Origin of the sequence: Corynebacterium sp. 212_CJEI, from assembly GCF_001055915.1 — a bacterium.
Classification (GTDB): Bacteria; Actinomycetota; Actinomycetes; order Mycobacteriales; family Mycobacteriaceae; genus Corynebacterium; species Corynebacterium jeikeium_D.
Genome location: NZ_JVPT01000051.1, coordinates 59,087 through 84,740, shown reverse-complemented (window position 1 = coordinate 84,740; position 25,654 = coordinate 59,087). Strand labels below are relative to the sequence as shown.

Annotated in this window: 23 protein-coding genes; 18 read left to right on the top strand and 5 right to left on the bottom strand. The window is 60.4% G+C overall.

Annotation, left to right across the window (positions count from 1 at the left end):
- The coding region (locus ADB02_RS05970) for an L-aspartate oxidase (protein ID WP_049190038.1) at nucleotides 1-1,498 on the top strand (1,498 nt) is incomplete at its 5' end.
- 6 nt (nucleotides 1,499-1,504) lie between these two features.
- Nucleotides 1,505-2,386: a carboxylating nicotinate-nucleotide diphosphorylase gene (nadC, locus tag ADB02_RS05965; protein ID WP_049190033.1), complete on the top strand. Its 882-nt coding sequence runs from the start codon at nucleotides 1,505-1,507 to the stop codon at nucleotides 2,384-2,386.
- Between the two features lie 35 nt (nucleotides 2,387-2,421).
- Here the strand turns inward: nadC and ADB02_RS05960 are convergent, their stop codons facing one another.
- The 3 genes from ADB02_RS05960 to ADB02_RS05950 are packed head-to-tail and all read right to left on the bottom strand — an operon-like array spanning nucleotide 2,422 to nucleotide 6,621.
- Nucleotides 2,422-2,997 carry a hypothetical protein gene (locus tag ADB02_RS05960; protein WP_049190032.1) on the bottom strand — a complete coding sequence of 192 codons (576 nt, stop codon included), beginning with the start codon at nucleotides 2,995-2,997 and terminating at the stop codon, nucleotides 2,422-2,424.
- Between the two features lie 50 nt (nucleotides 2,998-3,047).
- Complete coding sequence (locus tag ADB02_RS05955; protein ID WP_241482416.1) at nucleotides 3,048-4,874, bottom strand: hypothetical protein; 1,827 nt, start codon at nucleotides 4,872-4,874, stop codon at nucleotides 3,048-3,050.
- A gap of 40 nt (nucleotides 4,875-4,914) precedes the next feature.
- A complete protein-coding gene (locus ADB02_RS05950; protein WP_049190029.1) occupies nucleotides 4,915-6,621 on the bottom strand; it encodes a hypothetical protein in 1,707 nt (568 codons plus the stop codon).
- 296 nt (nucleotides 6,622-6,917) lie between these two features.
- Between ADB02_RS05950 and hisD the strand changes: the two genes are divergently transcribed.
- The 4 genes from hisD (at nucleotide 6,918) to ADB02_RS05925 (ending at nucleotide 11,802) form a co-directional block, all read left to right on the top strand.
- Nucleotides 6,918-8,270: a histidinol dehydrogenase gene (gene hisD / locus ADB02_RS05945; RefSeq protein ID WP_049190028.1), complete on the top strand. Its 1,353-nt coding sequence runs from the start codon at nucleotides 6,918-6,920 to the stop codon at nucleotides 8,268-8,270.
- On the top strand, nucleotides 8,270-9,412 hold the full coding sequence (locus ADB02_RS05940; protein WP_049190026.1) for a histidinol-phosphate transaminase: 1,143 nt from the start codon (nucleotides 8,270-8,272) through the stop codon (nucleotides 9,410-9,412). The genes hisD and ADB02_RS05940 overlap by 1 nt, the downstream gene beginning before the upstream one ends.
- A 45-nt stretch (nucleotides 9,413-9,457) precedes the next feature.
- Nucleotides 9,458-10,096 carry an imidazoleglycerol-phosphate dehydratase HisB gene (hisB, locus tag ADB02_RS05935; protein ID WP_005510321.1) on the top strand — a complete coding sequence of 213 codons (639 nt, stop codon included), beginning with the start codon at nucleotides 9,458-9,460 and terminating at the stop codon, nucleotides 10,094-10,096.
- Nucleotides 10,097-10,380: 284 nt separating this feature from the next.
- Nucleotides 10,381-11,802, top strand: coding sequence for an MFS transporter (locus ADB02_RS05925; protein WP_016422949.1), 1,422 nt, complete (start codon nucleotides 10,381-10,383; stop codon nucleotides 11,800-11,802).
- Between the two features lie 105 nt (nucleotides 11,803-11,907).
- Here ADB02_RS05925 and ADB02_RS05920 read toward each other — a convergent pair whose 3' ends face one another.
- A complete protein-coding gene (locus ADB02_RS05920) occupies nucleotides 11,908-12,531 on the bottom strand; it encodes a low molecular weight phosphatase family protein (protein WP_016422948.1) in 624 nt (207 codons plus the stop codon).
- Nucleotides 12,532-12,720: 189 nt separating this feature from the next.
- Between ADB02_RS05920 and hisH the strand changes: the two genes are divergently transcribed.
- From hisH to pyk, 12 genes are all read left to right on the top strand, one after another.
- Nucleotides 12,721-13,419 carry an imidazole glycerol phosphate synthase subunit HisH gene (gene hisH / locus ADB02_RS05915; RefSeq protein WP_016422947.1) on the top strand — a complete coding sequence of 233 codons (699 nt, stop codon included), beginning with the start codon at nucleotides 12,721-12,723 and terminating at the stop codon, nucleotides 13,417-13,419.
- Between the two features lie 148 nt (nucleotides 13,420-13,567).
- The gene (priA, locus tag ADB02_RS05910) at nucleotides 13,568-14,302 is read left to right on the top strand and encodes a bifunctional 1-(5-phosphoribosyl)-5-((5-phosphoribosylamino)methylideneamino)imidazole-4-carboxamide isomerase/phosphoribosylanthranilate isomerase PriA (protein ID WP_016422946.1); all 735 of its coding nucleotides are present in this window, start codon (nucleotides 13,568-13,570) and stop codon (nucleotides 14,300-14,302) included.
- A gap of 102 nt (nucleotides 14,303-14,404) precedes the next feature.
- Nucleotides 14,405-15,217 carry an inositol monophosphatase family protein gene (locus ADB02_RS05905; protein ID WP_005510274.1) on the top strand — a complete coding sequence of 271 codons (813 nt, stop codon included), beginning with the start codon at nucleotides 14,405-14,407 and terminating at the stop codon, nucleotides 15,215-15,217.
- An 84-nt stretch (nucleotides 15,218-15,301) separates the two neighbouring features.
- On the top strand, nucleotides 15,302-16,078 hold the full coding sequence (gene hisF / locus ADB02_RS05900) for an imidazole glycerol phosphate synthase subunit HisF (RefSeq protein WP_016422945.1): 777 nt from the start codon (nucleotides 15,302-15,304) through the stop codon (nucleotides 16,076-16,078).
- Nucleotides 16,075-16,473, top strand: coding sequence for a phosphoribosyl-AMP cyclohydrolase (gene hisI, locus ADB02_RS05895; protein WP_048734633.1), 399 nt, complete (start codon nucleotides 16,075-16,077; stop codon nucleotides 16,471-16,473). Before hisF ends, hisI begins: the two co-directional genes overlap by 4 nt.
- A 111-nt stretch (nucleotides 16,474-16,584) precedes the next feature.
- Nucleotides 16,585-18,129: an anthranilate synthase component I gene (locus ADB02_RS05890; RefSeq protein WP_016422944.1), complete on the top strand. Its 1,545-nt coding sequence runs from the start codon at nucleotides 16,585-16,587 to the stop codon at nucleotides 18,127-18,129.
- Nucleotides 18,130-18,136: 7 nt separating this feature from the next.
- Nucleotides 18,137-18,787, top strand: a complete 651-nt coding sequence (locus ADB02_RS05885) for a TIGR02234 family membrane protein (RefSeq protein WP_016422943.1) — start codon at nucleotides 18,137-18,139, stop codon at nucleotides 18,785-18,787.
- Nucleotides 18,788-18,791: 4 nt separating this feature from the next.
- Nucleotides 18,792-19,598, top strand: a complete 807-nt coding sequence (gene trpC, locus ADB02_RS05880) for an indole-3-glycerol phosphate synthase TrpC (protein WP_016422942.1) — start codon at nucleotides 18,792-18,794, stop codon at nucleotides 19,596-19,598.
- 147 nt (nucleotides 19,599-19,745) lie between these two features.
- Nucleotides 19,746-21,035, top strand: coding sequence for a tryptophan synthase subunit beta (trpB, locus tag ADB02_RS05875; protein ID WP_080969584.1), 1,290 nt, complete (start codon nucleotides 19,746-19,748; stop codon nucleotides 21,033-21,035).
- Nucleotides 21,036-21,815 carry a tryptophan synthase subunit alpha gene (gene trpA / locus ADB02_RS05870; RefSeq protein ID WP_016422940.1) on the top strand — a complete coding sequence of 260 codons (780 nt, stop codon included), beginning with the start codon at nucleotides 21,036-21,038 and terminating at the stop codon, nucleotides 21,813-21,815. It abuts the gene before it with no gap.
- Nucleotides 21,816-21,822: 7 nt separating this feature from the next.
- Nucleotides 21,823-22,746 carry a prolipoprotein diacylglyceryl transferase gene (gene lgt / locus ADB02_RS05865; protein WP_049190023.1) on the top strand — a complete coding sequence of 308 codons (924 nt, stop codon included), beginning with the start codon at nucleotides 21,823-21,825 and terminating at the stop codon, nucleotides 22,744-22,746.
- Between the two features lie 33 nt (nucleotides 22,747-22,779).
- A complete protein-coding gene (gene pyk, locus ADB02_RS05860) occupies nucleotides 22,780-24,195 on the top strand; it encodes a pyruvate kinase (RefSeq protein WP_049190021.1) in 1,416 nt (471 codons plus the stop codon).
- A gap of 161 nt (nucleotides 24,196-24,356) precedes the next feature.
- On the opposite strand, the gene ADB02_RS05855 is transcribed toward pyk, so the two are convergent.
- Complete coding sequence (locus tag ADB02_RS05855) at nucleotides 24,357-25,634, bottom strand: amidohydrolase (RefSeq protein WP_049190019.1); 1,278 nt, start codon at nucleotides 25,632-25,634, stop codon at nucleotides 24,357-24,359.
- Between the last annotated feature and the right edge of the window lie 20 nt (nucleotides 25,635-25,654).

Genomic DNA, 25,654 nt, shown 5'->3' with positions numbered 1-25,654 from the left:
CGCAGGGCTCAGTGCTGCGCGTCGGGCCCTTGAGCTCGGCCTCGACGTGCTGGTTATCGACAGCGTCGAGTGGCGCGTCGGTGCCCGCAAACAGCTACGTTTCGCCGATGCGGCCACGAATCTCGCACAGGGCGGGCTCGCGGTCGTCGGGCTTGACGACGACCCCAGCGGCCATGTGGCCAATGGGTTCGATGACACCACTGATTCCCACATCGCGGATACTCTCGATGCCGGTGCCGGCCACTGCGATGAAGGGGCCGTGGCTTCTATCATCCGTGCTGGCGCTGCGGCGACCGAGTGGCTGATTGGGCTAGGCGCCACATTCGACCCGGCACCGGATAACCCGGCCGTACATTCCCGCACCAAAGAGGGCGGACACCACGCGCGGCGCATCATTCATGCCGGTGGTGACGCCACTGGTGCTGAAATTGAGCGCGCCCTAGAAGCCTCAGTTACCGGCGTGCGAGTACTGCAAAACGCTACAGCTCGCCAGCTCATCGTTGGCAATGACGGCCGCGTGCTGGGGGCGCTGGTTGCGGATCCCCGTGGCGGCGGCACTATTCGCGCAGGCGCAACTCTACTGGCTACCGGTGGCGTGGGCCATATTTACCGCGCGACCACGGCCCCCTCGGGCGCCCGCGGCGAGGCTATCGGCATGGCCTCCGATGCTGGCGCGGAGATTCGGGACATGGAGTTTATCCAGTTCCACCCGACGGTGCTCTATGACGAGCGCTCGGCATCAGATGGCACCGGCCGACGCCATCTCATCAGCGAGGCGGTCCGTGGTGAAGGAGCCATTCTCGTCGACTCCCGGGGCAACAGTGTGACCGCCGGCGTTGACCCTCGCGGGGACCTGGCTCCGCGCGATATCGTCTCGCGCGCCATCGCGACTCGCATGCGCGAGCTCGGCGAGGACCACGTCTTCCTCGACGCACGTCACATCGACAACTTCGCCGCCCGCTTTCCGACGATCACAGCGGGTCTGACCGCGGCGGAGATTGATCCGACCAAGGACCTCATTCCCGTGGCCCCGGCGGTCCACTACACCTGTGGTGGTATTGCCGTCGACCCATTCGGTGCAACTAGTGTGCCGGGCCTCTATGCGGCCGGCGAATGCTCCGCAACAGGGCTCCACGGTGCCAACAGGTTGGCCTCCAATTCGTTGCTGGAGGGACTGGTCGTCGGCAAGCGGGTGGCCGAAAAAGTCGCTGAAACACACGCTGTGCTGGTCGGGGACGAGGAATTCGCAGCGGCCGTTGAAAGCCTGCCGCAGCCACGGCCAGAACTGGAACCACGGCAGCTTTTCCGGTTGCAGACGGCGATGCAGGAAGGCGCTGGTGTAACGCGCAATGAGCAGAGTTTGCGGCAGGCGTTGGCGGTTATCGATCGGCTCCCGCAATCGGTTCAGGTCGTAGCCGCAAGGAAAGTCGTCGAAGCGGCATTGGCACGACCATATACTTTGGGGTGCCACACTTGGTTTGAAAAGGACGGGGATTAGCTAACCATGACTCTTGAGAAGGACACTCTGCGCGGGGTGCTGAACGAAAACATCACCCGTGGCCTCATTCGGACGGCACTACAGGAAGACATGAGCTTCGGGCCGGATGTGACCTCGCTGTCGACAGTCTCGGCATCTGCGCAGGCACGCGCCCGCCTGGTGGCCCGGCAAGAGGGCGTTATCGCGGCTATTGATGCGGTGGAGTGGACGCTGCAGGAGGTCATCTCGGGTGAGTTCACCGTCGAAAAGCACGTTGAAGATGGCACCCTGGTGCGTCCTGGCACAGTGCTGGCAACGATTTCTGCACCGACTCGGGGGTTGCTGACTGCTGAGCGGACAATGCTGAATATCCTCACGCACGCCAGTGGTGTAGCTACTGCGACGCGCCAGTGGGCTGACGCGATTGTCGGCACCGGTGCGCGGGTGCGCGATTCCCGAAAGACGCTGCCGGGGCTGCGCAACCTGGAAAAGTATGCTGTGACCTGCGGCGGCGGAATTAACCACCGCTACGCTTTGGGCGATGAAGCACTGATTAAGGACAATCACGTGGTGGCTGTCGGTTCCGTGTCCGGTGCGTTGAAGAGGGTGCGGGATCAGTACCCGGAGCTGCCGTGTGAGGTGGAAGTCGATACCCTCGCACAGCTCGATGAGATCCTGCCGATGAAGCCGGATATTGTCATGCTGGACAACTTCGAGGTCTGGGAGACCCAGATTGCGGTGCAGCGCCGCTCGCAGATTTCTCCGGCCACGCAGCTTGAGTCCTCTGGTGGACTGACCATCGATGTGGCTCGTGAGTACGCGTCCTGTGGTGTCGATTACCTGGCTGTGGGCGCGCTAACCCATTCGGCCAAGGTGTTCGATGTCGGACTCGACTTCGACGAGCAGTAGCTGAATCAGCCCCCGGTATCGCTTCGCAGCTTCGCCTACAGGCGACGGGCGATTTCTGCGCCAATCTCGCTTAGTGCCGACCCCCAGCGCTCCCGCGATTGCTCATCACAGGTTTCCTGTGCGCGGTAAAGCGCCTTCTCCGCAGCAGCGACATCGCCCAAATGCAGGTGGCACTGTGCAATTTGTGCAAGCAGAGGCACGGCCTGGATATTGAGCTTGTCGGACTGGAAAAGTCCCGCCGCCAACTCCAGGTGATCAATGGCGCGCCCCTGATGTCCTCGACGAATCTCTGCCTGGCCGTTCAAGGTGTGCCACATCGCCCAGCGCAAGTGGCGCGGAGGGGTGTCCGCGGTCGGCTCGAAGCCGTCTTTCTCCAGGTTATCCAGCAAATCCAACCAGTCCGCGGCCTTGTCCATCAGCTTTGGTGCAGAGCCACGGATGGGGCGCCCCAGACTGTCGGTCTGCGGAGCATCCGCCTCGTCGCCGAGCTCCTCGAACCCCTGCATCAGAGTTAGGGCTGCTTCCCAGAGGTTGTTTTCCTCAGCCAATGCCGTGGCGGCGTCGAAAAGCTGCTGCGGGCTAGAAGTCGCGGAATCACCAGAAGTAGTCATGACCTAACACTCTACTTTGTGCCACCGCCAGCACTGAAGTGGGCGGGGCGCTAGTATTCGTCGTCAAGCGACTGAATGATGATGACGTCAAGGGCATCGAGAACAGGATGGCCTTCCCACACGTCGCGGGGCAGAAGCTCTTCGACGCGCCGAGCATAGGCGGCGGCTCCGTCGGAATCACCCGCGTCGAGACGGTAGCGAACCCCCGCCAGCAGCGCGCGGGCGGCTTCCTCGCCATCGCCGGACTGCAGGTAGCCCTTCGCGGCGGCTTCCACATGGTTGATAGCCAACGTGTCGCGGCCAGCGGAGTAGAAGACGTAGGCGGCATCGTCGTGCCAGTCGGCGAGTGACCAGTCGTCGGAGATGAGCTTCTGAGAACGCAGCAGAAGGTCCTCAGCCTCGTTGAGCGTGTGGTCAATGGCGGCGGAAGCGTCCTCAGAGACAATCTCGCCGGTGAATTCGGAGCCCTCTTCGGAAATGACCAGGTCAATGACATGAATGATGGAACGCGCAGCCTGACGGTAGGCCTTGGCAGCGCCCTTGGTATCGCCGTTGCGTTCAAGGTGCTCGCCGTGTTCGATGAGCAGCTTTGCCGCCTGGCGGGGATTATTGCCGAGCCCCGCGGCTGTGGAGGCAATAGAAAACGCCGCGTCGGTGCGTTCTTCATCGGCAGTAAATGCTGACCAGTGCGCAACTGGTTCGGCAAAGCGCAGTGCCTCGTCAACCTCGTCGGCATCGAGGAGACTGCGGGCCAGAACGAGCTGGATATCCATGGTGATGGGGTTGACCGGAATGCCTTCGGCGCTGGCGAGCGCGCGGCGGGCAATTTCGGCGGATTCCGCGAAATCGCCGTGGGCGTTGAGAAGCGCACAGAGCAGACGCACGCTGCGAAGCACCGCGACCGTGAGTCCTGCATCGAGACCAGCCTGCACGATTGGGCGTAGCTGGCGGATTGCCTCCGCTTCCTCACCGGCTTCCAGAGAGAGGAAAGCCAGGAATTGGCGTGCTTCAATCGTCGTGGTGACGGGTTCCGACTGAGGGGCTGCCGCGACGCTGGCTGCGATGCGGGCGGCCCTGCGCAGCTCACCACGGCTGTGTGCGAGCTGCGCCTCCAACAGCTTGCGGTCGTCGAAACTGCTTCGCTTTGGTGCCCAGCGTGCGGACCATTCAGAGAGCTGGCCGGCGATTTCCGCCCGGCGCGCCAGCGATGCTGCGGCGCCGGCAACAGCCGCGCTGACCAGGTAGTAATAGGCCTCGCCGGGCTGTGGTGTGGTGGCGACGATGTCCTTAGTAAGACTGATCAGCTCGGGGATTTCGGAGTCCTCGGGGCGCCGGCCGGTGATGGCATCACCTGGGTTGGCGTCGATGAAGGCCTCTGCCTCGGCGAATGCTCCGTAGGAGCGTGCGTGCAAGATCGCGGGGCGGATGTTGGCCTCAGTTGCCCAGCGCAGCCACTCGGCGCGTGCAGCAGCGGCCTCTTCTACTAATTCCAGTTGGTCGGCAACTGCATGCCTAAGTGCGTGGTATTCGCCAATGACATCGGGGGAGTTGGTAGGCGCGTCGGCTAACCAGTGCGTGTGGGCGAACTTGGTGACAGCGCGCCAACTGGTGACGTGGTCGAGCGTGGCACCGGCCCTGCGGGAAATAACCAGTAGCTCCGGGAGGGAGTCCGGCAATGCCTTTAGTGGATTGGGCAGGGGAGGAAAGTCCAAGGGGGCGGACGAGTTCTGCGTTGCTGATGCGTTTTCCGAATTGACTGACACGTGGTCGGCAGCGATGCCGGCATCCCAATCGCCAACTTGAATTTCAGACTCAGAGTTTTCTTCTTCCCACCAGACCATTGGACTATCTTCGCCCGCGGCATCGGGAAGATGCAAAACTGCTGTGTTTTTCAGACCTGTCCAGTCGGATGCGCTGTTAGTCCGGGTTTGAAAAGCTACGCATTAGTTCACGAACTTCATCGCGCACCGGGTGATCCGGGCCGACTAGGTCGCCGATGCGAATCGCGAACCGGCGGGCGCGTTCCTCATTGTTATCACTAGCAGCAGCACGCACCGCGATAGTCAGTGTGCGGGCCGCGTCGGCAGGGGCGTGGGCTTCTAAGAAAAGCTCGGCAGCTTCGTCGGAGTACTTGTACACGCCGTCGTTGTCCCACACAGACCAGCACAGCAGCGCCTGCGCTTCGTGCCACTTGGCCGATTCCCAGGACCCAACCACGTAGCCACGTGAGCGTTCCATCAGGTGGTCGGTCAACTCACTTGTGGCGCCCACGTTACTGAGTGATAGTGCGGCATTCATCAGAGTTTCCGCAGGTGAAATCGGTGACGAGTATCCGGCACGAATATCGGCCAGCGCGTCGAAGAGCACTGCCGCATGTTCAGTATTTCCCTCTTGGACTGCCGATTCCGCCGCAATAGCACAGGAAAAATCAGTACGCGCGGAATCCTGGGTAGGCTCAGACCACTTTGCAACCGACTCCGCTTCCTGGCCGGCGTGGCGGAAATCTCCGAGCTCGTACAGTGCCGTTGCCTTCAGCAGCGCGATTTCCATGGTGACTTCACAGTCGGGGTAGTCTTCTGACACGTCCTGGGCGCGCTGAGTCAGCTTCAGCATCTCCTCGGCATCGGGTTTGTTGTGTGCGACCTCGAAGTTGATGTCTGCCATCTCACGAACCGCGAGAATATAGTCAGTGTCCAGTCTGTGCTGGTCCGCGACTGCCACGTTGTTCGACAGCATTCGGAACGCGGTATCGCTATTACCGGTCTCTATCGAGTACCGTGCCAAATTCTGCCTCAGCTCAAGGCCCGCGATTACGGAGCGGTTACCGATTGCATTGAGCTGTGAGGCGCAAAGTCGCGCTGCGTCGACGACCTTCCCGGCTCGGTGCAGCAGTGATGCCTCCGTTAGAGTCTTCGCCAGCGCAATCGACTCAAACTTATCCTCATTCGGCAGTGCCCGAATCATCTCGTGCAGCTCCTGTGCCAAGTCCTCACGGTTGACCTTTCGCAAGGCGCTCGCAATCCGAATCAGCGCGTCAGTCAGTGCCGCCCGCTTCTTCCACTGGCGGGGGCTAAACGGTTCATCCGCTTCTTCGCTTGCCGACGATTCCTGCGGCCGCAGCCCATCCGCATCCGTGGTCACCGCGCTGTGACTGCTGGTTGGGGCATCCAGATCGTCGGCAAGCACGAGTGCCCGGTACGAGGTGATTTCCCTGCTCATGCGTGCGATGAGGGGGATTTCGGTCTCTGCGGCAGCAGAGGTTGGACCATCGGCGATAAAGGTGGTGTAGCGGCGGGCTTCGTCTGCTGCCAGCCGTGCCCGGGCGCGCCAGTACTCCGGCACATTGTCGTTATCGGATGCCCATACCATCCAGTTCAGGGCGGCATCGTGCGCAGCTGTCATCATGCCGAGCGATTCGGTGACCTCGCGGACTATGCGGTAAAACGCGCCGACGTGTTCGGTAACGCCGTGGGCTTCCGGAGCAGAAAAGAGTTGTGGGTTGTAGAAATGATGCGCGAAAACTGATTCCAGTTGGCGCGTGGCCAGGGAATTGTCGGCTGCGGTCGCATCTGCGTAGGCTGCGACGAGCTCCGGCAAATCCGGGCTGTTTCCTTCCTGGTTCAACAGCTGACCTTTCTACGACTGGTTACTACTTTCCTTAACACTGTAATGGGTCACTGTGGCGGAGCTAACTTGCGCCACAGTATGAGGGGTTAAATGGGGCAATCGGTATGAACCGGGCGTGCGAAAGATATGCTTAGTTCATACTCAAGGGTGCCTTTAAGGGCGAATAGTAGCGAAAACCGTGGATAAAGTCTTTGGCTTTGACCCAGATTTTCAATACTTTGTTGTCATTTCTTTGTCACTCTGAAGTGCTCACGTATGAATCCATCGTGCGAATAGGCGGTTACTAATTAATTATGTTGTCCACTATTGATCTTCGCGGTCAGACTCCCACCACCGCCACTCTGCGTCGAGTGTTGCCGCGCGGTGCGGCAGACGTTGATTCCATGATTCCCACGGTCAAGCCCGTTGTCGATGACGTGGCAGCCCGTGGTGTGGAAGCGGCGATGGAGTACTCCGAGAAGTTCGACCGTATTCGTCCGGCATCCATGCGCGTTCCAGCGGAGGTTATCGATGCCGCGGAAGCCGCGCTGGAAGAGGACGTCCGCTCTGCTCTGCAGGAGTCCATCGGGCGCGTGCGCGCGTTCCACGCTGCTCAGAAGCCGAATGACAAGACTGTTGAAATTCTTCCCGGCGGCATTGTCCGTGAGAAGTGGATTCCGGTTTCGCGCGTCGGTCTTTACGTCCCCGGGGGCAATGCCGTCTACCCGTCGTCTGTATTGATGAACGTCATCCCAGCTCAGGAAGCTGGTGTGGAGTCCCTCGTCGTCGCCTCTCCACCACAGGCCGACAACGACGGCTGGCCGCACCCGACCATCCTGGCTGCCTGCAAGCTGCTTGGCGTGACCGAGGTGTGGGCCGTCGGCGGTGCACAGGCCGTCGCACTGCTCGCATACGGCGATGAAAATGAGAGCCTCGAGCCGGTCGACATGGTCACCGGTCCGGGCAACATCTTCGTTACCGCCGCTAAACGTCTGTGCCGCTCGGTCGTCGGTATCGACGCCGAAGCTGGCCCGACCGAAATCGCCATTCTTGCAGATAACGCCGCTGATCCTGTCTCCGTCGCCTACGACCTGATTTCCCAGGCAGAGCACGACATCATGGCCGCCAGCGTACTTATTACCGACGACGCCGATTTCGCCGCCGCTGTCGACCGCGAGGTCGAAAACCGCTACGAGGTCACCATGAACGCCGACCGCGTTCGTGAGGCGCTCACCGGCAAGCAGTCTGGCATCGTGCTTGTCGACGACATGAATATCGGCATCCAGGTTGCAGACGCCTACGCCGCTGAGCACCTGGAGATCCACACCGAAAACGCGCAGGCCGTTGCCGAACGCATTACCAACGCTGGCGCAATCTTCATCGGTCGCTTCTCGCCGGTGCCGCTGGGCGATTACTCGGCCGGCTCCAACCACGTGTTGCCGACCTCCGGTACCGCCCGCCACGCCTCTGGTCTGTCAACGCACACCTTCCTCAAGTCGGTCCACATGATTGACTACAACGAGGCCGCGTTGAAGGAAGTTGCCGACAGCGTAGTAGTCCTGGCGAACGAAGAACGACTGCCAGCGCACGGCGAGGCCATCCGCGCCCGCTTTGAGACGCTTCTCGGCTCTGAGAGCAATGGCGCAGAAAAGGGGAACGACAACTAATGAGCAACCAGCCTGAGAACCAGTCACAGCCGTCGGTAGCCAAGTTGGCGCTGGCAGATCTGCCACTGCGCGACGAACTGCGCGGCGAGGAAGCCTACGGTGCTCCGCAGCTCGACGTCGATGTTCGCCTGAACACCAACGAAAACCCGTACCCGCCATCCGATGACCTCATCGCCGACCTAGTGGCGCAAGTGGAGAAGGTCGCCTCTGACCTCAACCGCTACCCGGACCGTGACGCAGTAGCACTGCGCAGCGCACTCGCCGACTATGTCACCCGCCAGACCGGCGTGGACATCACCGTTGACCAGGTATGGGCTGCCAACGGCTCCAACGAGATTCTCCAGCAGCTGCTGCAGGCATTCGGCGGGCCAGGGCGCAGCGCAATGGGGTTTGTGCCCAGTTACTCGATGCACCCAATCCTCTCGTCCGGCACGCAGACGGAGTTTATCGGCATCGACCGCGACCCGGAGACCTTCGACATCGACATGGATAGTGCGCTCGCGGCAATTGCCGAGCACCGTCCTGACGTCATCTTCATCACGACTCCGAACAACCCGACTGGCAACCTGACCACGCTCGCTGACTTGCGCCGCATTATTGAAGCCGCGCCGGGCATCGTCATTGTCGATGAGGCCTACGCCGAGTTCACTGAGGAGCCGTCGGCGACAACGCTGCTGGCTGAGTTCCCGTCGAAGCTGGTTGTCTCCCGTACGATGAGCAAGGCTTTCGACTTCGCCGGAGGCCGCCTCGGCTACTTCGTTGCTAACCCGGCATTTATTGATGCTGTGATGCTCGTACGTCTGCCATACCACCTGTCGACGTTGACGCAGGCCGCTGCCACGGTTGCACTTCGCCACTCGGATGCGACGCTGTCGACCGTCGCAAAGCTTGCCGACGAGCGTGATCGCGTCGTAGCCGCCCTGAACAGCTATGGCTACGACGTGATTGACTCGTACTCCAACTTCGTATTCTTCGGTCGTTTCGCCGATGCCGCGACGGCATGGCAGAGCTTCTTGGATGAGGGAGTACTCATCCGCGATGTTGGCGTGCCCGGTCGTCTCCGTGCCACTATTGGTCTGCCCAGCGAAAATGATGCGCTGCTGGCGGCGGCCAAGAAATTGGCAGCGACCGCGCTGGCTTAAGCGAAATGCTGCCGGTACATCCCACTACAAGGAGAGATCTGACTTATGCACTTCAGTGATAAGGACCATCTGGAGGCAGAGCGCACTGAGCGCGTTGGCCGTGTCGAGCGCGCCACCCGCGAATCGAGCATCGTCTGCTCGGTGAATCTCGATGGCACCGGCAAGACCGATATTTCGACCGGTCTGCCGTTCTTCGACCACATGTTGACCGCTTTCGGCTCCCACGGCAGCTTCGACCTGACTGTGCACGCCAACGGCGACACCGAGGTCGATGCGCACCACACGGTGGAGGATACCGGCATTGTGATGGGGCAGGCCTTCGCCCAGGCGTTGGGGGACAAGTCTGGTATTCGTCGCTTTGGTGACTGCTATATCCCGATGGATGAAACGCTGGCACACGCAGTGGTTGATGTGTCTGGTCGCCCGTACTTCGTTGGCACTGGCGAACCAGAGCAGATGTTGACTGCCGTCATTGGTGGTCACTACGCAACGGTTATCAACGAGCATTTCTTTGAGTCCTTCGCCCTAAATGCCCGTATTGCGCTGCATGTTCGCTGTCTCTACGGGCGCGATCCGCACCACATCACCGAGGCTGAGTACAAGGCTGTGGCCCGTGCCCTGCGTGCTGCCGTCGAGGACGACCCGCGCGTCCACGGTGTGCCGTCGACCAAGGGCACTCTGTAGGTCGCAGCTGAAGTAGACGGCCACTGTAGGAAACCGGAAAATCCGCCTTAGCTGGCATTTTAGGGGAATCGATGGTAACAACGTCTGTAGACGTGCTTTTAGCGCAGGTGTCTACCGCATCGACGCTGAGCACTTATTTTTTGTTCATTGTCGCTGGTCTGCTGGTGGGCGGAACATGGTCACTCTATAAATCCGGATCGAGGGTCGGAACAATTGTCCTTGGTCTCTTATCTGTGATCGCGCTCGCCGGCGCAATTTTGTGGTTGATAGGAGTGATGGAGTAAATGGCGTCCCGGGTGATGGACCGCAGGCAGTTGGACGAACTGGACAGCATGTGGAAAGCGCCCGGACTAGTACCTACGCTAGTCGCCGTGATGGCCGCCTTCGGTGGCTGGTCACTCCTCATGCCTGTCATTCCGCAGGCAATTCTTGACGATGGCGGTGGAACCTCGCTCGCCGGTGCCTACACCGGTGTTTTTATGGCCGCTACCGTTCTCACACAGACGCAGACTCCACGTATGTGTCGCCGTCTTGGCTACGGCATGACCATGCTGATTTCAGGTCTGTTTCTGGGCTTGCCGACGATTCTGCACATCTTTGGCACCGATGCTGCTTTGGTGCTCATCATTGCGGTTCTCCGCGGTATGGGCTTCGGTGCGTTGACTGTCGCCGAGTCCGCATTGATTGCCGAGCTAGTGCCAATGAAATTTCTGGGTAAGGCCTCTGGCGTTCTCGGTGTGGCAGTTGGTTTATCTGAGCTCATTTTCTTGCCACTAGGACTAATCATTGCGGACAAGACGGGTTCTTACACCCCTGTTTATGTCTTGGGCGCCGTCATCTCGCTTGTCGGTTCGTTGATGGCACTCTTTATCCCGAAGATTAAGCCAGCGCCGAAGGAGGGCAAGGGCGGCAAGGAAGACGTCGGCGATCCTGTGCCCGGATCTGCAGCAACTCAGCCGAGCCCCGTTGAGCACGTTGCCACATGGAAGCTGGTGGCCATTCCCGCGCTCGCAATTTGCACGATTGCGATGGGCTTTGGTGGTATTTCCGCATTCCTTGCCCCGGCAGCTCGCGAAATCGATCTGGTCTCCGGTGCGGTTGTGGCTGGCCTGTCGCTGTCTGTTCTCGGTGGCGCGCAGATGGTGTTCCGTTATTTCGCAGGAATCTACGCCGACCGGAAGTCGGAGGCTGGAATTCTGCTGATTCCGGCATTGATCAGTGGTTTTATTGGTCTGCTGATGATGTCCGGCGTGGTTCTCTTTGATTTGTCGGCCTGGCTGCTGCTGGTTGCGGCCGTTTTCTACGGCGCGGGCTTCGGCATAGTGCAAAATGAGGCTCTGCTGCTGATGTTTGCCCGCCTGCCGCGTGACCGTACTGCTGAGGCCAGTGCCTTCTGGAACATGTCCTTTGACTCGGGCACTGGTATCGGCTCGTTCGTTCTGGGAGCCGTAGCCGCGGCTGCACTCCGTCCGTACCCGGCTGTCTTTGCCTTTGCGGCAGCTCTGCTGGCAGTTGGCCTCATTGGTGCGGTGCTCGACCGAATCATCGGAAAGCACCGCGTGGCGGAGTACCAGAACACCCGCGCTACGCTGCGTCGTCTGGGGGATGCCGTGAAGCGTCGTACGCCGGAGGCCGCTGTGCGTGTTGCCCGCCCGGCAAAGAATGCAGTGACGCGTTTGACGGTTCGGGACCGCAAGAAGAAGTAACTACATACAAAGAGACGTTTGAAAAAGAGTGGCTGCGCAAGTTCTTGCGCAGCCACTCTTTTGGTTATTAGATGCAACCCCCGGTGTGGGGTCAGCCGTGCCTGTTTATGCGACGGCGACGTCCATCTCGGTGAAGAGAGCCCGCAGGCGGGTTTCGATATCGTCGATAAGCGACTGCAGCTCATCGTCTGTGAGACTGTCCGGATCTGCGACATCCCATTCCACGTAGCGGTCGCCGGGGACTGCTGGTGTCTCGTCGATGCCCATGAGCACGACAACATCGGCGCGGTGGGAAACGCGGGGAGTAATCGCCTTTTGGGTGAGGCGTGAGGTGTCCACGCCACGGTCGTGAAGAGCCGCGACGACGCGAGGGTTCAGGCCATCCTCTGGATTGAGGCCGATAGTGCGGATAAAGACTTCGTCACCAACCAGGTGGTAGGCCAGGGCAGTGGCAATCTGGCTACGGCCGGAACCGCGACTATCGGCAAAGAGAATCTCTTGGCGCGGGGCGAAGTCCTTGCATCCGCTCGCGGCCTTGATGCGTTCGGTGGCCTCGCGTTCGGCGAGGACGGGGAGGAAGTTAGTCACCTTCGCAGAGTTGGACAGCTCTGCAATGACATCGTCGAGGATGGAATCGATGGTCGCAGCATCGCAGGCTGCACCGTAGAGCCGGTGAAGGTCCTCGCGGACAATGGCAAATGATTTACTAAGAACGGATGCGGTAGTCATGGCGTCGGAGCCTCTCTGTGAAAAAGTAATCAGGGGTATTAGGGATAAATCAATAACTTAGTTAACCTGTTGTTAACCTTGAGTTTACCAAAGTATTCGGTAGTTGTATACCAGTGCTTCTGCCTATCCAGGCAGTTTTCTTGGGGTAAGTGGCAAACATCGATTCCCAGCGCCTTAAAATGTCCAACTATGGAACAAGTCTCACCTTCGACGAAGACCCCGACCGTTGCCATCCTTGATTACGGCTCCGGTAATTTGCGTTCAGCTGAGCGCGCTGTGGCCACCACGGGTGCCGAGGTTATTGTGACCGCCGATCCGAAGACCGTGATGGAGGCCGATGGTCTGCTCGTTCCCGGCGTCGGCGCCTATGCCGCATGCATGGAGGGTTTGCATCGAGTACAAGGGCCGCGCCTGATCGGCTCTCGACTCGCAGGTGGTCGACCAGTGATGGGAATCTGCGTCGGTATGCAGGTGCTCTTTGACCGCGGCGTCGAGTACGCCGACGGCATCCACGCAGCGGAGACCGACGCATCCGCAGCTGTCACCGGCACCCCGGGTTGTGGTGAATGGCCCGGTACTGTCGAGCGTCTCGAGGCGTCGATTCTGCCGCACATGGGCTGGAACACGGTTGAAGTACCGGAAGGCTCAAAGATGTTTAAGGGACTGGAAGATCAGCGTTTTTACTTCGTCCACTCCTACGGTGTGCGCAAGTGGGACCTTAATACGGATTCTCGCATCGCTCCGCCGCTGGTGACGTGGTCTGCCCACGAATCCGATCGGTTTATCGCAGCCGTGGAAAACGGTCCGCTGTGGGCCACGCAGTTCCACCCTGAGAAGTCTGGTGAAGCAGGGTTGAAGCTGCTGCAGAACTGGGTGGACACGCTGTAGTTGCCCAATCGGTAGTATCTGCCCTAACCGCACTACCTGGTAGGTGACGGAGTTTCGCCACCTAGACCACCTATACTGAGATAACTAGCAACAAGCATCGTTGTGACAATCGCCACAACGCCCAAAAGTCGAAGAGAGTAGAGCCCCCATGAGTTTGACCCTGCTGCCCGCTGTAGACGTAGCCGATGGCCAGGCTGTGCGCCTTGTTCAGGGTGCTGCTGGAACCGAGACTTCCTATGGTGCACCGCTGGAAGCTGCCATGAATTGGCAGAACGCAGGCGCTGAGTGGATCCACCTGGTCGACCTCGATGCCGCGTTCGGTCGCGGTTCGAACTACGACCTGCTTGCCGACGTGGTGGGCAAGCTCGACGTGAAGGTGGAGCTCTCCGGCGGTATCCGTGACAACGCTTCGCTCGAGGCTGCGCTGGCCACCGGCTGTGCCCGCGTCAATATTGGCACCGCCGCACTGGAGAATCCGGAGTGGTGCCGCGAGGTTATCGCCAACTACGGCGACCGTGTAGCCATTGGTCTGGATGTTCTTAACGAAGAGGGGCAGTGGCGCCTGCGCGGCCGCGGCTGGGTCTCCGACGGCGGTGACCTCTGGGAGGTGCTGGAGCGCCTGGATGCTCAGGGTGCATCCCGTTTCGTGGTGACTGACGTCTCCAAGGACGGCACCCTGCAGGGGCCGAATGTGGAACTGCTGCGCGAGGTCGCCGCTGCTACCGATGCTCCAATCGTCGCTTCTGGCGGTGTCAGCAGCCTGGACGACATTGCAGCTATTGCCACACTGGTCGATGAGGGCGTTGACTCCGCAATTGTGGGTAAGGCGCTCTACGCAGGGCGTTTCACCCTGGAAGAGGCCCTGGCAGTAGCTCGCGGCTAAAGAGAACACTTTCGTGGCCGGGCCGGGGAGACGTCGTCAAGCGAAAGCGTTAACGAGCAAACGGCACCCCGGCTGAGACGGCGGATGAAGGATTTAGAAAGTATGGATGCCCTGGAACCGCGGGCGATGCTCGCTATTGCTGAAGCGGCGCTCGATGAGGTCGAAGGCCTGTTCACGCAGCAGGTGGGCGCGGACCCGGTTGTCATGAAGCCGCGCGGAGATTTCGCGACGGAGACCGACCTGGAAATTGAGCGTCGTCTGCGCCAGCTCCTCACGCAGTATTCCGGCCTGCCCGTCTACGGCGAGGAATTCGGTGGCAAGGTTCCCGAGGAACATACCGCCTGGGTCATCGATCCGATTGACGGCACCACAAACTATTCCAACGGCTTTCCGCTGTGTGCCATGCTGCTCACGCTCATGCATGAGGGGGAGCCGGTGGTTGGAATTACCTCCATGCCTCTGCTGCGCCGTCGTATCACCGCAGCTAAAGGTGGCGGAACGTTCGTCAACGGCCGTCGCGTCAACATCGATGCCGAGGCCGGCCGCCCGGTTTCGATTGCCTTCGGCTCCGTCATTGCGAGTACCGACGGTACACTCCCGCGCAAGTGGCGCCAACTGCTGCTGTCAAAGGTGGGCGAGCGCTATCCAACGATTCGAATTACTGGCTCTGTCGGCGTGGACTTGGGCTCCACCGCGATGGGGGCATTCGGTGGCACGGTGACTTTCTCACCGCATGTGTGGGATAACGCAGCTGGTGTACTGCAGATTTCCGAAGCTGGTGGCGTGGTCACAGACTTGGCGGGCAATCCCTGGCGGCATGATTCCGTAGGCGTGCTGGCGGGAACTCGAGATGTTCATGCCACGCTGCGGTCGATTATTGACCAACTGGGTCGTCCGGAGACTTTCCGGAGCTAAACCGTGGGCGACGCCCCTGAGCTGGGTGGTTGCGCAAACCGTCGAGCCACAACTTTGAGCTAACACGAGGAGAACTTAAAAACTATGTCTCTGGCAGTACGCGTGATTCCTTGCCTGGATGTCAACGATGGGAGGGTCGTCAAGGGGGTCAACTTTGAGAATCTCCGTGATGCCGGCGATCCGGTGGAGCTGGCCCGCCGCTATGGTGAGGAGGGCGCTGATGAGCTGACCTTCCTGGACGTCACGGCTTCCAAGGATGGCCGTGGCACCATGCTCGACGTGGTGCGTCGCACCGCAAGTGAGGTCTTCATTCCGCTGACGGTCGGCGGTGGCGTGCGCAGCGTCGAGGATGTCGATCAGCTGCTCCGCGCCGGAGCTGACAAGGTCAGTGTCAATACCGCTGCGATCGCACGTCCAGAACTGCTCAGCGAGCTGTCGCGCCGCTTCGGTGCGCAGTGTGTCGTCCTGTCGGTGGATGCCCGCCGCGTTCCCGAGGGAGGCACGCCGCAGCCGTCGGGCTTCGAGGTGACGACGCACGGTGGTTCACGCTCGGCCGGGATTGACGCCGTCGAGTGGGCACGCCGTGGCGAGGAGCTCGGGGTCGGCGAGATTCTGCTGAACTCCATGGATGGCGACGGCACCAAGGATGGCTTCGACCTGGAGCTGCTGGAGAGAGTCCGCGCTGCCGTCGACGTCCCGGTGATCGCCTCTGGCGGTGCGGGCAAGGCAGAGCACTTCCCCCCGGCAGTGCGCGCCGGTGCCAACGCGGTTTTGGCCGCATCCATTTTCCACTTCGGCGAGGTCAGCATTGCTGAGGTTAAGGAAGAGATGGCCCGCGAGGGGATCGAGGTGCGCCAGTGACTGGTCTAGCCCCGGGCGCTGCAGCTCACGGCGCCGGAGACGATCCGCGTGAGTACACGCTCCCAGCAGATATCGCGAACATCGCCAAGTTCAACGCTGACGGCTTGATTCCGGCCATTGTGCAGGAAGAATCCACTGGTCGCGTGCTCATGATGGCATGGATGGATTCCCACGCGCTGGCGTACACCATCGCTACCAAGCGCGGCACTTACTGGTCGCGCTCCCGGTCCGAGTACTGGATTAAGGGGCTTACTAGTGGCCATTTCCAGACCGTGACATCGCTGGCGTTGGACTGTGATGGCGATACCGTGCTGATGCAGGTAGTGCAGGACGGCGCGGCATGCCACACTGGCTCGCATAGCTGCTTTGACGTGCATCCCGTGTTCGAGGGCTAATCAGTCGATCCGGGTTGCCGAGGTGGGGATTTCGTCGTCAAGCGCGCCCACCTCCGGTGAAGTCCGGGGTTAAGTGATGTGCAATCCGGGGTGCGTGGCACAATAGCGGCTATGACTCGTATCACCATGACCACGCGTGAGCGCTTTCGTGAACTGGCTGCACACCATCGGGTCGTGCCCGTGGTTCGCAAGGTTTTGGCGGACGGCGAAACGGCGCTGTCGGCCTACCGCAAGCTCGCGGCCGATCGTCCCGGCACTTTCTTGCTGGAGTCCTCCGATGTGGGGCAGTCGTGGTCGCGCTGGTCGTTTATCGGTTGCGGCAGTCGCGCCGCGCTGACGGTGGATGATGCGGGGGAGGCAACCTGGATTGGCAATGCGCCGTCGGGTGCGCCAGAGGGCGGAAATCCGTTGGATGCTCTGCGTCGCACGCTGGAGCTGCTGCACACGGAGCTTCCGCTTGCCGACGACGCTTCGGTGCCCAAGCTCACCTCTGGTCTCGTTGGCTACTTCGGGCATGACATTGTCCGCTACATTGAGCCACAGCTGCCGGATACCACTGACAATGATTTGCAGATTCCTGAGCTTATGCAGTTGCTGGTGGAGGACCTGGCTGCTTTTGACCACCACGAGGGCGTGCTGTGGCTGATTTCCAATGCTGTCAACTGGGACGGCTCGGATGAGCGGATTGACCAGGCGTATGACACCGCCTGTGATCGGGTCAATGCGATGGTGGAGCGGCTGTCGGGGGCCTCTGATCTGCGTCCGGCGGAAATTAGCTTCCCAGAGCCGGTGATTCGTCGCCAGCGCGCCGCCGACGACCACATGGATCGTATTGAGCGTTGTAAGGACCACATCCGAGCTGGTGATGCGTTCCAGATTGTGCTCTCGCAGCGGTTCGAGATGGACACGCAGGCGTCAGCTTTTGATATCTACCGCATCCTGCGGGTTTCCAATCCGTCGCCCTACATGTTCCTGGTCAACGTTCCAACCAAGGACTTCTCCGCTACCGCTTTTCAAATTGTCGGTTCCTCCCCGGAATCACTCGTGGCAGTTCAGGGCAGTGAGGTCATCACCAATCCCATCGCGGGCACACGTCCGCGCGGTGCCACGGTGGAGCAGGACAATGCGCTGGAAGCTGATTTGCTGGCAGACGAGAAGGAAAATAGTGAGCATCTGATGCTCGTTGATCTTGGCCGCAATGACCTCGGACGTGTCTGCCGCCCAGGCAGTGTTGTTGTGCACGACTTCCGTCATATTGAGCGCTACAGTCACGTTATGCATCTGGTCTCTACGGTCACCGGCGAGCTTTCCAGCGACGCCACTGCCGTCGACGCGTTCGCGGCCACCTTCCCAGCGGGAACGCTGTCGGGTGCGCCGAAGCCTTCCGCGCTGAGCATTATCGACAAGTTCGAAGACACGCGTCGGGGTGTTTACGGCGGCACTGTTGGATACTTTGACTTCCGGGGCAATACCGATCAGGCAATTGCCATCCGCACAGGTGTGAAGAAGGGCGATACGGTCTATGTTCAGGCTGGCGGCGGAATTGTCAGTGACTCTGACCCGGTGGCAGAGGATGAGGAGACCCGCAACAAGGCCGCGGCCGTGCTGCGAGCTGTCGCGGCAGCTGAGACACTAGTCCCAGCGGAAAGGAGCTAGGTTTTCGATGAAGTCGACAACGATGCTCTCCGGTGGCCTCATTGGCGTGGCCGCAGCGGGAATGTGGTTGTGCAGCCGAAGCGCGTGGCTGACGGTCGATACTGTTGATGACAAGTCCGGTCCAGCGACCACAGATTTGGTGGGCGCAGTTTGGGCTCCAGAGTTGACGTCGATTGCGCTGGCAATGGTGGCTGCACTGTTTGCCACCACCATTTTGGGCTCACTGGGGCGCCGTATTGTCGGTGGCCTCGCGGCGCTGCTCGCAATTGCGGCGTCGTGGACTCCGATGACTCTGCTTGCCAGCGGAGAAGACGGTGTGGACTCCCAGCGGGCACTGGATTTGTTGACGTCGGGAAGCGCCTCACAACGCGCCAGTGATGCGGTGACTGTGGCAGACTGGGCGCAGATCTCAGCGATTGAAGTGCATGCGATGGGGCCAGCCCTGGCCTTGCTGTGCTGCGCATTGGCGCTGGTCGGGGCGGTATTGTTGGTGCGTCGACCGGGTACTGTGAAGAAGCAGAAGTCCAGCGCGTATGAGACCCCGGAGGTACGCCGTCAGCGTATCGCCGAGGACCTGGAGGAAGACCCACAGTCGGGTCGAGTTCTGTGGGATGCTTTGGATGCCGGTGTAGATCCTACGGATCTGGATAAGGAGTAAGGCCGTGGCTAACGTTCTGGACAAGATTATTGAGGGCGTGCGGGAAGATCTCGCTGCTCGGGAAGCCAAGATTTCCTACGGTGAAATCAAGGAGCTCTCGCTGAAGGCGCCGTCGCCGATTGATGCCGTGGCGGCACTGGCTAAGCCCGGGGTGCAGGTGATTGCAGAGGTCAAGCGTGCCTCTCCGTCGAAGGGAGAGCTGGCTGACATCCCTTCGCCGGAGGTCTTGGCGGCAGAGTACGAGCAGGGTGGCGCGGCTGTCATTTCCTGTCTGACTGAGGAGCGCCGCTTCCGCGGTTCGCTCGCCGACCTCGATGCCGTGCGCCGCGCGGTCAACATTCCAGTGCTGCGCAAGGATTTCATCGTCACTCCGTACCAGGTCCATGAGGCCCGCGCACACGGTGCCGACCTGGTGCTGCTGATGTGCTCCGCTTTGGATCAGCCGACGCTGGAATCCCTGCTGGATCGCACCGAGTCGCTTGGCATGAACGCTCTGGTTGAGGCGCACACCGAAGAAGAGGTCGAGCGCGCCGAGGCCGCTGGTGCCAAGATCCTCGGCATCAACGCCCGCAATCTAAAGACCCTCGACGTGGATCTCTCCGTGTACGAACGCCTTGCGCCGATGTTGCCGGATCATGTTGTGAAGGTGGCAGAGTCCGGTGTCAAGGGGCCGGAGGAACTGCGCTACTACGCCTCCCACGGCGCCGACGCGGTACTGGTGGGCGAGGGCCTGGTTACCGCGGGCAAGCCGGGTGAGGCTTGCCGACGTCTCGTTGCCGCCGGTGTCCACCCGACACTCCGCAGCGAGTAGTGATAGACCGCAGTTGCGATAAGCAGCTGTACCGCGCTGCGAACTGCGCCTAGTTTAGTTGCGTGTCACACCTGTTGTGCTGGCACACCACAGTTTCTTAGGCCTTATGTCCCCGCAACCGGTGGGGATAGTCCACAATAGATAACTGTGAGTGACCAAGATTTCAAGAATCATGATGCCCGCGGTGACCGCCTGCCCACGATGGGTGAGGTTGTCGCGGAGACAACGAACCACGAATCAGATGCCATTGGGCACTGGGGTAAGTGGGGCGGCCAGTTTGTGCCGGAGGCGCTGATGGCCGTTATCGGTGAGGTCACCGATGGCTACGCGAAGGCCCGCGTTGATCAGGATTTTCTCGATGAGCTCGACCGGCTTCAGCGTACTTATGTCGGACGTCCCTCGCCGCTGTACTACGCGGAGAAGTTCTCCGCTGATATCGGCGCTGACGTCTGGCTCAAGCGCGAGGATTTGAATCACACCGGTAGCCACAAGATTAATAACGTCTTGGGGCAGGTTCTGCTTGCTAAGCGCATGGGCAAGAAGAACATCATTGCCGAGACCGGTGCCGGCCAGCACGGTGTCGCAACCGCGACTGCCTGTGCGCTGCTCGGCCTTAACTGCCGTATCTACATGGGCAAGGTCGACGCAATCCGCCAGCGCCTCAATATCGCCCGCATGCGCCTGCTTGGTGCCGAGGTTATCGAGGTCGAGATTGGTTCGAAGACTCTCAAGGACGCGATCAATGAGGCCATGCGTTTTTGGGTTTCACACGCCGATGACACCTACTACTGCTTCGGCACTGCAGCCGGCCCGCACCCGTTCCCAACAATGGTGCGCGACTTCCAGCGCATCATCAGCGCCGAGGCACGCCAGCAGATTCTCGCGGAGACCGGCTCGCTTCCCGACGCTGTCGTGGCCTGTGTCGGCGGCGGTTCTAATGCGATCGGCGCGTTCCACCACTTCATCGATGATGAATCGGTTCGACTGATTGGCGCTGAAGCTGGCGGTGACGGTGTTGAGACCGGTCGCCATGCAGCACCGATTTCGGCCGCCGGTAATCCGGGTGTGTTCCAGGGCTCCTTCGCAGCCCTGATGCAGAACGAGGACGGTCAGATTACAGAGTCGCACTCGATTTCCGCGGGTCTGGATTACCCGGGCGTGGGCCCGGAGCACTCTTACCTGGCTGATATTGATCGCGCGTCCTACCTGCCGGTGACCGATACCCAGGCGATGCAGGCATTCCAGGATCTGACTCGGATGGAGGGCATCCTGCCCGCTATCGAGTCCGCACACGCGGTAGCTGCCGCCCGACTCATCAGCGATGATCTGAATGAAGAGCTGGGCCGTAAGCCGCTGATTATCGTCAATGTTTCCGGTCGCGGTGACAAGGATGTCGACACCGCTGCTAAGTGGTTTGATCTGATGGAGGAGTCCTAAATGAGTCTGAGTGACGTCTTTGACAAGGTCCGTGAGGAAAACCGCGCAGCATTTATCGGCTACTACCCAGCGGGTTTCCCGACCACCGATAAGTCGATTGAGAACATCAAGGCGATTGTCGACGCTGGCGCCGACATCATCGAGGTTGGTCTGCCTTTCTCCGACCCGATGATGGATGGCCCAACTATTCAGGATGCCGCCAACGTGGCTCTGGATGCGGGCTTCCGTACCCGTGAGATTATGCGGGTGGTTCGCGAAGTCACCGAGCACGGCGGTACCTGTGTGGTCATGAGCTACTGGAATCCGATTCTCCAGTATGGTCCGGAGCGTTTCGCCGAGGACTTGGCCGCCGCTGGTGGTCGGGGCACCATTATCCCGGATCTCATCCCCGAGGAGGCCGGCCAATGGCAGCGTGCAGCTGAGGCCAATGGTCTGTCCAACATCATGTTGGTGGCCCCGTCATCGACCAACGAGCGTCTGCAGCTAACTGCCACCGCGTCGACCGGCTTCGTCTACGCCACCAGCCACATGGGTGTCACAGGTGCCCAGGCTAGCGTCGACTCGGCCGCCGGCAAGTTGGTTGCCCGCACGCGCGAGGTCACCGATACACCGGTGTGCGTCGGTTTGGGTGTCTCCAATGGGGCACAGGCCGCGGAGATTGCCGAGTTTGCGGATGGCGTAATCGTTGGCTCGGCACTGATCAAGGCCGCGATGAAGAGCACCGATGACCTGGTAACGCTCGCCCGTGAACTCGCCGCGGGCGTACGAGGAGAGAGCTAGCGCATTTATGAGTTCCACCCTTGTTCTCGCTGAAACTGCAACGACGTATCTGGCCAACATTCCCTCTCCGCCGCAGGGGGTGTGGCAGTTAGGACCGCTACCACTGCGTGGTTACGCGATTTCCATCTTGGTTGGCGTACTCGTCGGCATTTATTGGATGCAGCGCCGCTACGCGGCCAGGGGTGGAGACCCGGAGTTGGTCCTCGACATTGCCATTGCGGTTATTCCTGCGGGCATTATCGGCGGCCGTCTCTACCACGTCGCCACTGACTGGGAGAAGTACTTCGGCCTCGGCGCCAATCCCGCCGATGCACTGAAAATCACCAATGGTGGCCTCGGCATCTGGGGAGCGGTGGCGCTGGGGGTGCTGGCCGCGTGGGCGGTCGCTAAGTGGCGAAAGGTGCCGTTTGCGCCAGTTCTTGACGCGGCCGCACCCGCGATCATCCTTGGACAGGCCATTGGGCGTCTGGGCAATTGGTTCAACCAGGAACTCTACGGTGGCCCAACGTCACTTCCGTGGGGCCTGGAAATTTACCAACGAGTTGATGAGTTTGGCCGGGTTGCCCCCGTCACCGGAACGTCGACAGGCGAAGTGCTGGCCGTGGTGCATCCAACGTTTCTCTACGAGATGGTGTGGAACGTCCTCGCCTGTCTGGTCATTGTGTGGGCGGACCGAAAGTTCAAAATGGGCGGCGGGCGCGTCTTTGCACTCTATGTCGCGGCCTACACTTTGGGACGTTTCTTCATTGAACTCATGCGCGTCGATGACGCAACGCTGATATTCGGTGTGCGTATTAATAACATCACGTCGCTCGTGGTCTTTTTCTGCGCTGTCATTGCTTTGTGGATTCTGCGGTCCAAGAGCCGCGAAACCGCAGCTGAAGTCAGGGGAGAGCGCGAGGCTGCTGAAGCTCACAGTGCTTCCAACTGACGCATAGCCCGTTAAGGGACTAGGCTGGAGGCCGTGCTTAGACGAACGAAGATTGTATGTACCCTCGGTCCAGCAGTTGCTTCGCTGGAGGGGATTACCGGGCTGGTCAACGCCGGCATGGATGTTGCCCGTCTGAATTTCTCTCACGGTGAGCATGAGGACCACGCTCAGAACTACCACTGGGTGCGTGAAGCATCCGACGCTACGGGACGTGCCGTCGGTATTCTCGCCGACTTGCAGGGGCCAAAGATCCGCCTCGGTCGTTTTAAGGAAGGCTCGACGTATTGGGCTGACGGCGAGATTGTCCGCATCACCGTCGACGATGTCGAAGGCACGCACGACCGAGTCTCCACCACGTACAAGAATCTCGCTGACGATGCCCGTCCGGGCGATCGCCTGCTTGTCGACGATGGCAAGGTGGGCCTGGAGTGCATCGAGGTAGATGGCAACGATGTGGTGTGCCGTGTCATCGAGGGCGGTCCGGTCTCGAACAACAAGGGTGTTTCCCTGCCGGGGATGAACATCTCGGTGCCGGCTCTGTCGGAGAAGGATATCGCCGACCTGCGCTTCGCTCTGAAGCTGGGAGTGGACTTCATTGCGCTGTCCTTCGTCCGTTCGCCTTCCGACGTCGAACTGGTCCATGCGGTCATGGATGAGGTTGGCCGTCGTGTCCCGATTATCGCCAAGCTGGAGAAGCCAGAGGCAGTCGAGTCTCTCGAGGCCATCATCCTGGCTTTCGATGCCGTGATGGTCGCCCGTGGTGACCTTGGTGTTGAGGTGCCGTTGGAAGATGTTCCGCTGGTTCAGAAGCGCGCTATTCAGATTGCCCGCGAGAACGCCAAGCCGGTCATCGTCGCCACCCAGATGCTCGACTCCATGATTTCGAACTCGCGCCCGACTCGTGCGGAGGCCTCCGACGTGGCCAACGCTGTGCTCGATGGCGCAGATGCCGTGATGCTCTCGGGTGAGACCTCGGTTGGTAAGTACCCGCAGGCCACGGTTAAGACCATGGCTCGCATCGTCACCGCCGCTGAGCGCGAGGGGGAAGTTCCTGCGCTGACCCACATGCCTCGCACGAAGCGTGGTGTGATTTCCTACGCAGCTCGCGATATCGGTGAGCGCTTGAATGCCCGCGCTATGGTTGCTTTCACCACCTCGGGTGATACCGCTCGCCGTGTGGCACGCTTGCACTCTCGCCTGCCGCTGCTGGTATTCACTCCGAATCAGCAGGTTCGTTCGCAGCTTGCGCTGACGTGGGGTGCGGAGACCTTCTTGGTGCGCGAGGTTAACAGCACGGATGAGATCATGCAGGTCATCGATGAGCAGCTCTTGACCATGGAAAACTACAACGCTGGCGACACGCTGGTCGTTGTTGCTGGTACCCCTCCAGGAAATGAGGGCAATACCAACATGATTCACGTCCACGTTATTGGCGAGGACGCACGCTAGCTCTCTGGCGCGTTTGAAAAAGCCGGTAAGTCCTTTTGGGGCTTACCGGCTTTTTGTAAGAGCCTTTCGACCTGGGGGGTTAAGTAGCAAAACTGACAACCCGAAAACTGAGCTGTCTTTTTTGGCGCGGTGCGCGGTGGCAAGCGGCCGGCACACAGCCCTTACTTTGCCAAGTAGGACAGCACGGCGGCAGCGGCGGCAGAAGTCGCGGAGGTAGCCGTCGGCTTGAAATCCGGGAGGAATGTCGGCATGTGGTTCGACGGTACGTCTTCGACCACGCGGTCGGCAGCAACGGCGGCTTCCCACGTATCCCGAGGTGTGGCGCCAACGGTCCAGTAGACATATGGGCAGTTCAGTCCACGCGGCAGGTCTGAGAAGTCCTCCGATGCGGTCCACGGCACAGCGTCGGTGGAATCGTCGCCGAGCACAGCGTCCATGACCGGGCGAATCGTGGCAAACGCCTCCGGATCATTGTCAGTGACTTCGCCGTGATCGGAGTACTCAATCACAGGCTCAACCTCAGTGCCGGAAGCCAGGCATTCGCCACGAACAACGCGCTCAATGCCCGCAATGAGCTTCGCGCGCACATCGTTGGAGTAGTAGCGAATATTCAGCACAATCTTGGCCTGACCGGGGATTGTGTTATTCGAATTGCCGGACTGCAGCGTGCCGACGGACAAAACACCAAACTCGTGGGGAGGAATCTCGCGCCCCACAATTCCTTGCAAGCGCAGAACGATTGCGGCAGCCAAGTACGTCGGGTCAATGGCGTTGTGCGGCATAGATCCATGTGCGGAGCGACCTGTCAGCGTGATGCTAATGGTGTCACAGCCAGCAAGTGCCGGGCCGGGCATAGTCATTACCTGACCTGCGGGGCCGGGAACAATGTGCTGGCCGAAGCACACATCTGGGGTGGGGATGAGGTCTGCCAGGCCGTCGTCAATCATGGCCTGTGCACCACAGGCCAGTTCCTCGGCGGGCTGGAACAGGGCAATGAAAGTACCCGACCACTCAGACTTAGTTGCTGCCATCAGGCTAGCCAGACCAAGACCGGCCGTCATGTGCATGTCATGGCCACAGGCGTGCATGACGGCGGTGGCAGAACCATCGCGGGCGGTACCGGTGGCAGAGGAAGCGAAGTCCACACCGGTTTCCTCGAACACCGGAAGCGCATCGATATCAGCGCGGAACAGCACGGTAGGGCCGGGGCCATTTTCCATGACACCAACGAGGCCGTGACCACCGATTCCCTCATACACCGTGTAAGTGCCCATGTCGCGAAGAGCACCGGCCAGATACGCGGCAGTTTTCTCCTCCGCCTGAGATAGCTCCGGGTGCTGGTGCAGGTAACGGTAGATTTCCCACTGCCTGTCCAATGGCACTCGATGAGTGGCGATGAGGTCGCGAATGCGGCTCAGTCGTGCTTCATTGTTGCTCACCTGGATTAAGACTCCTAACT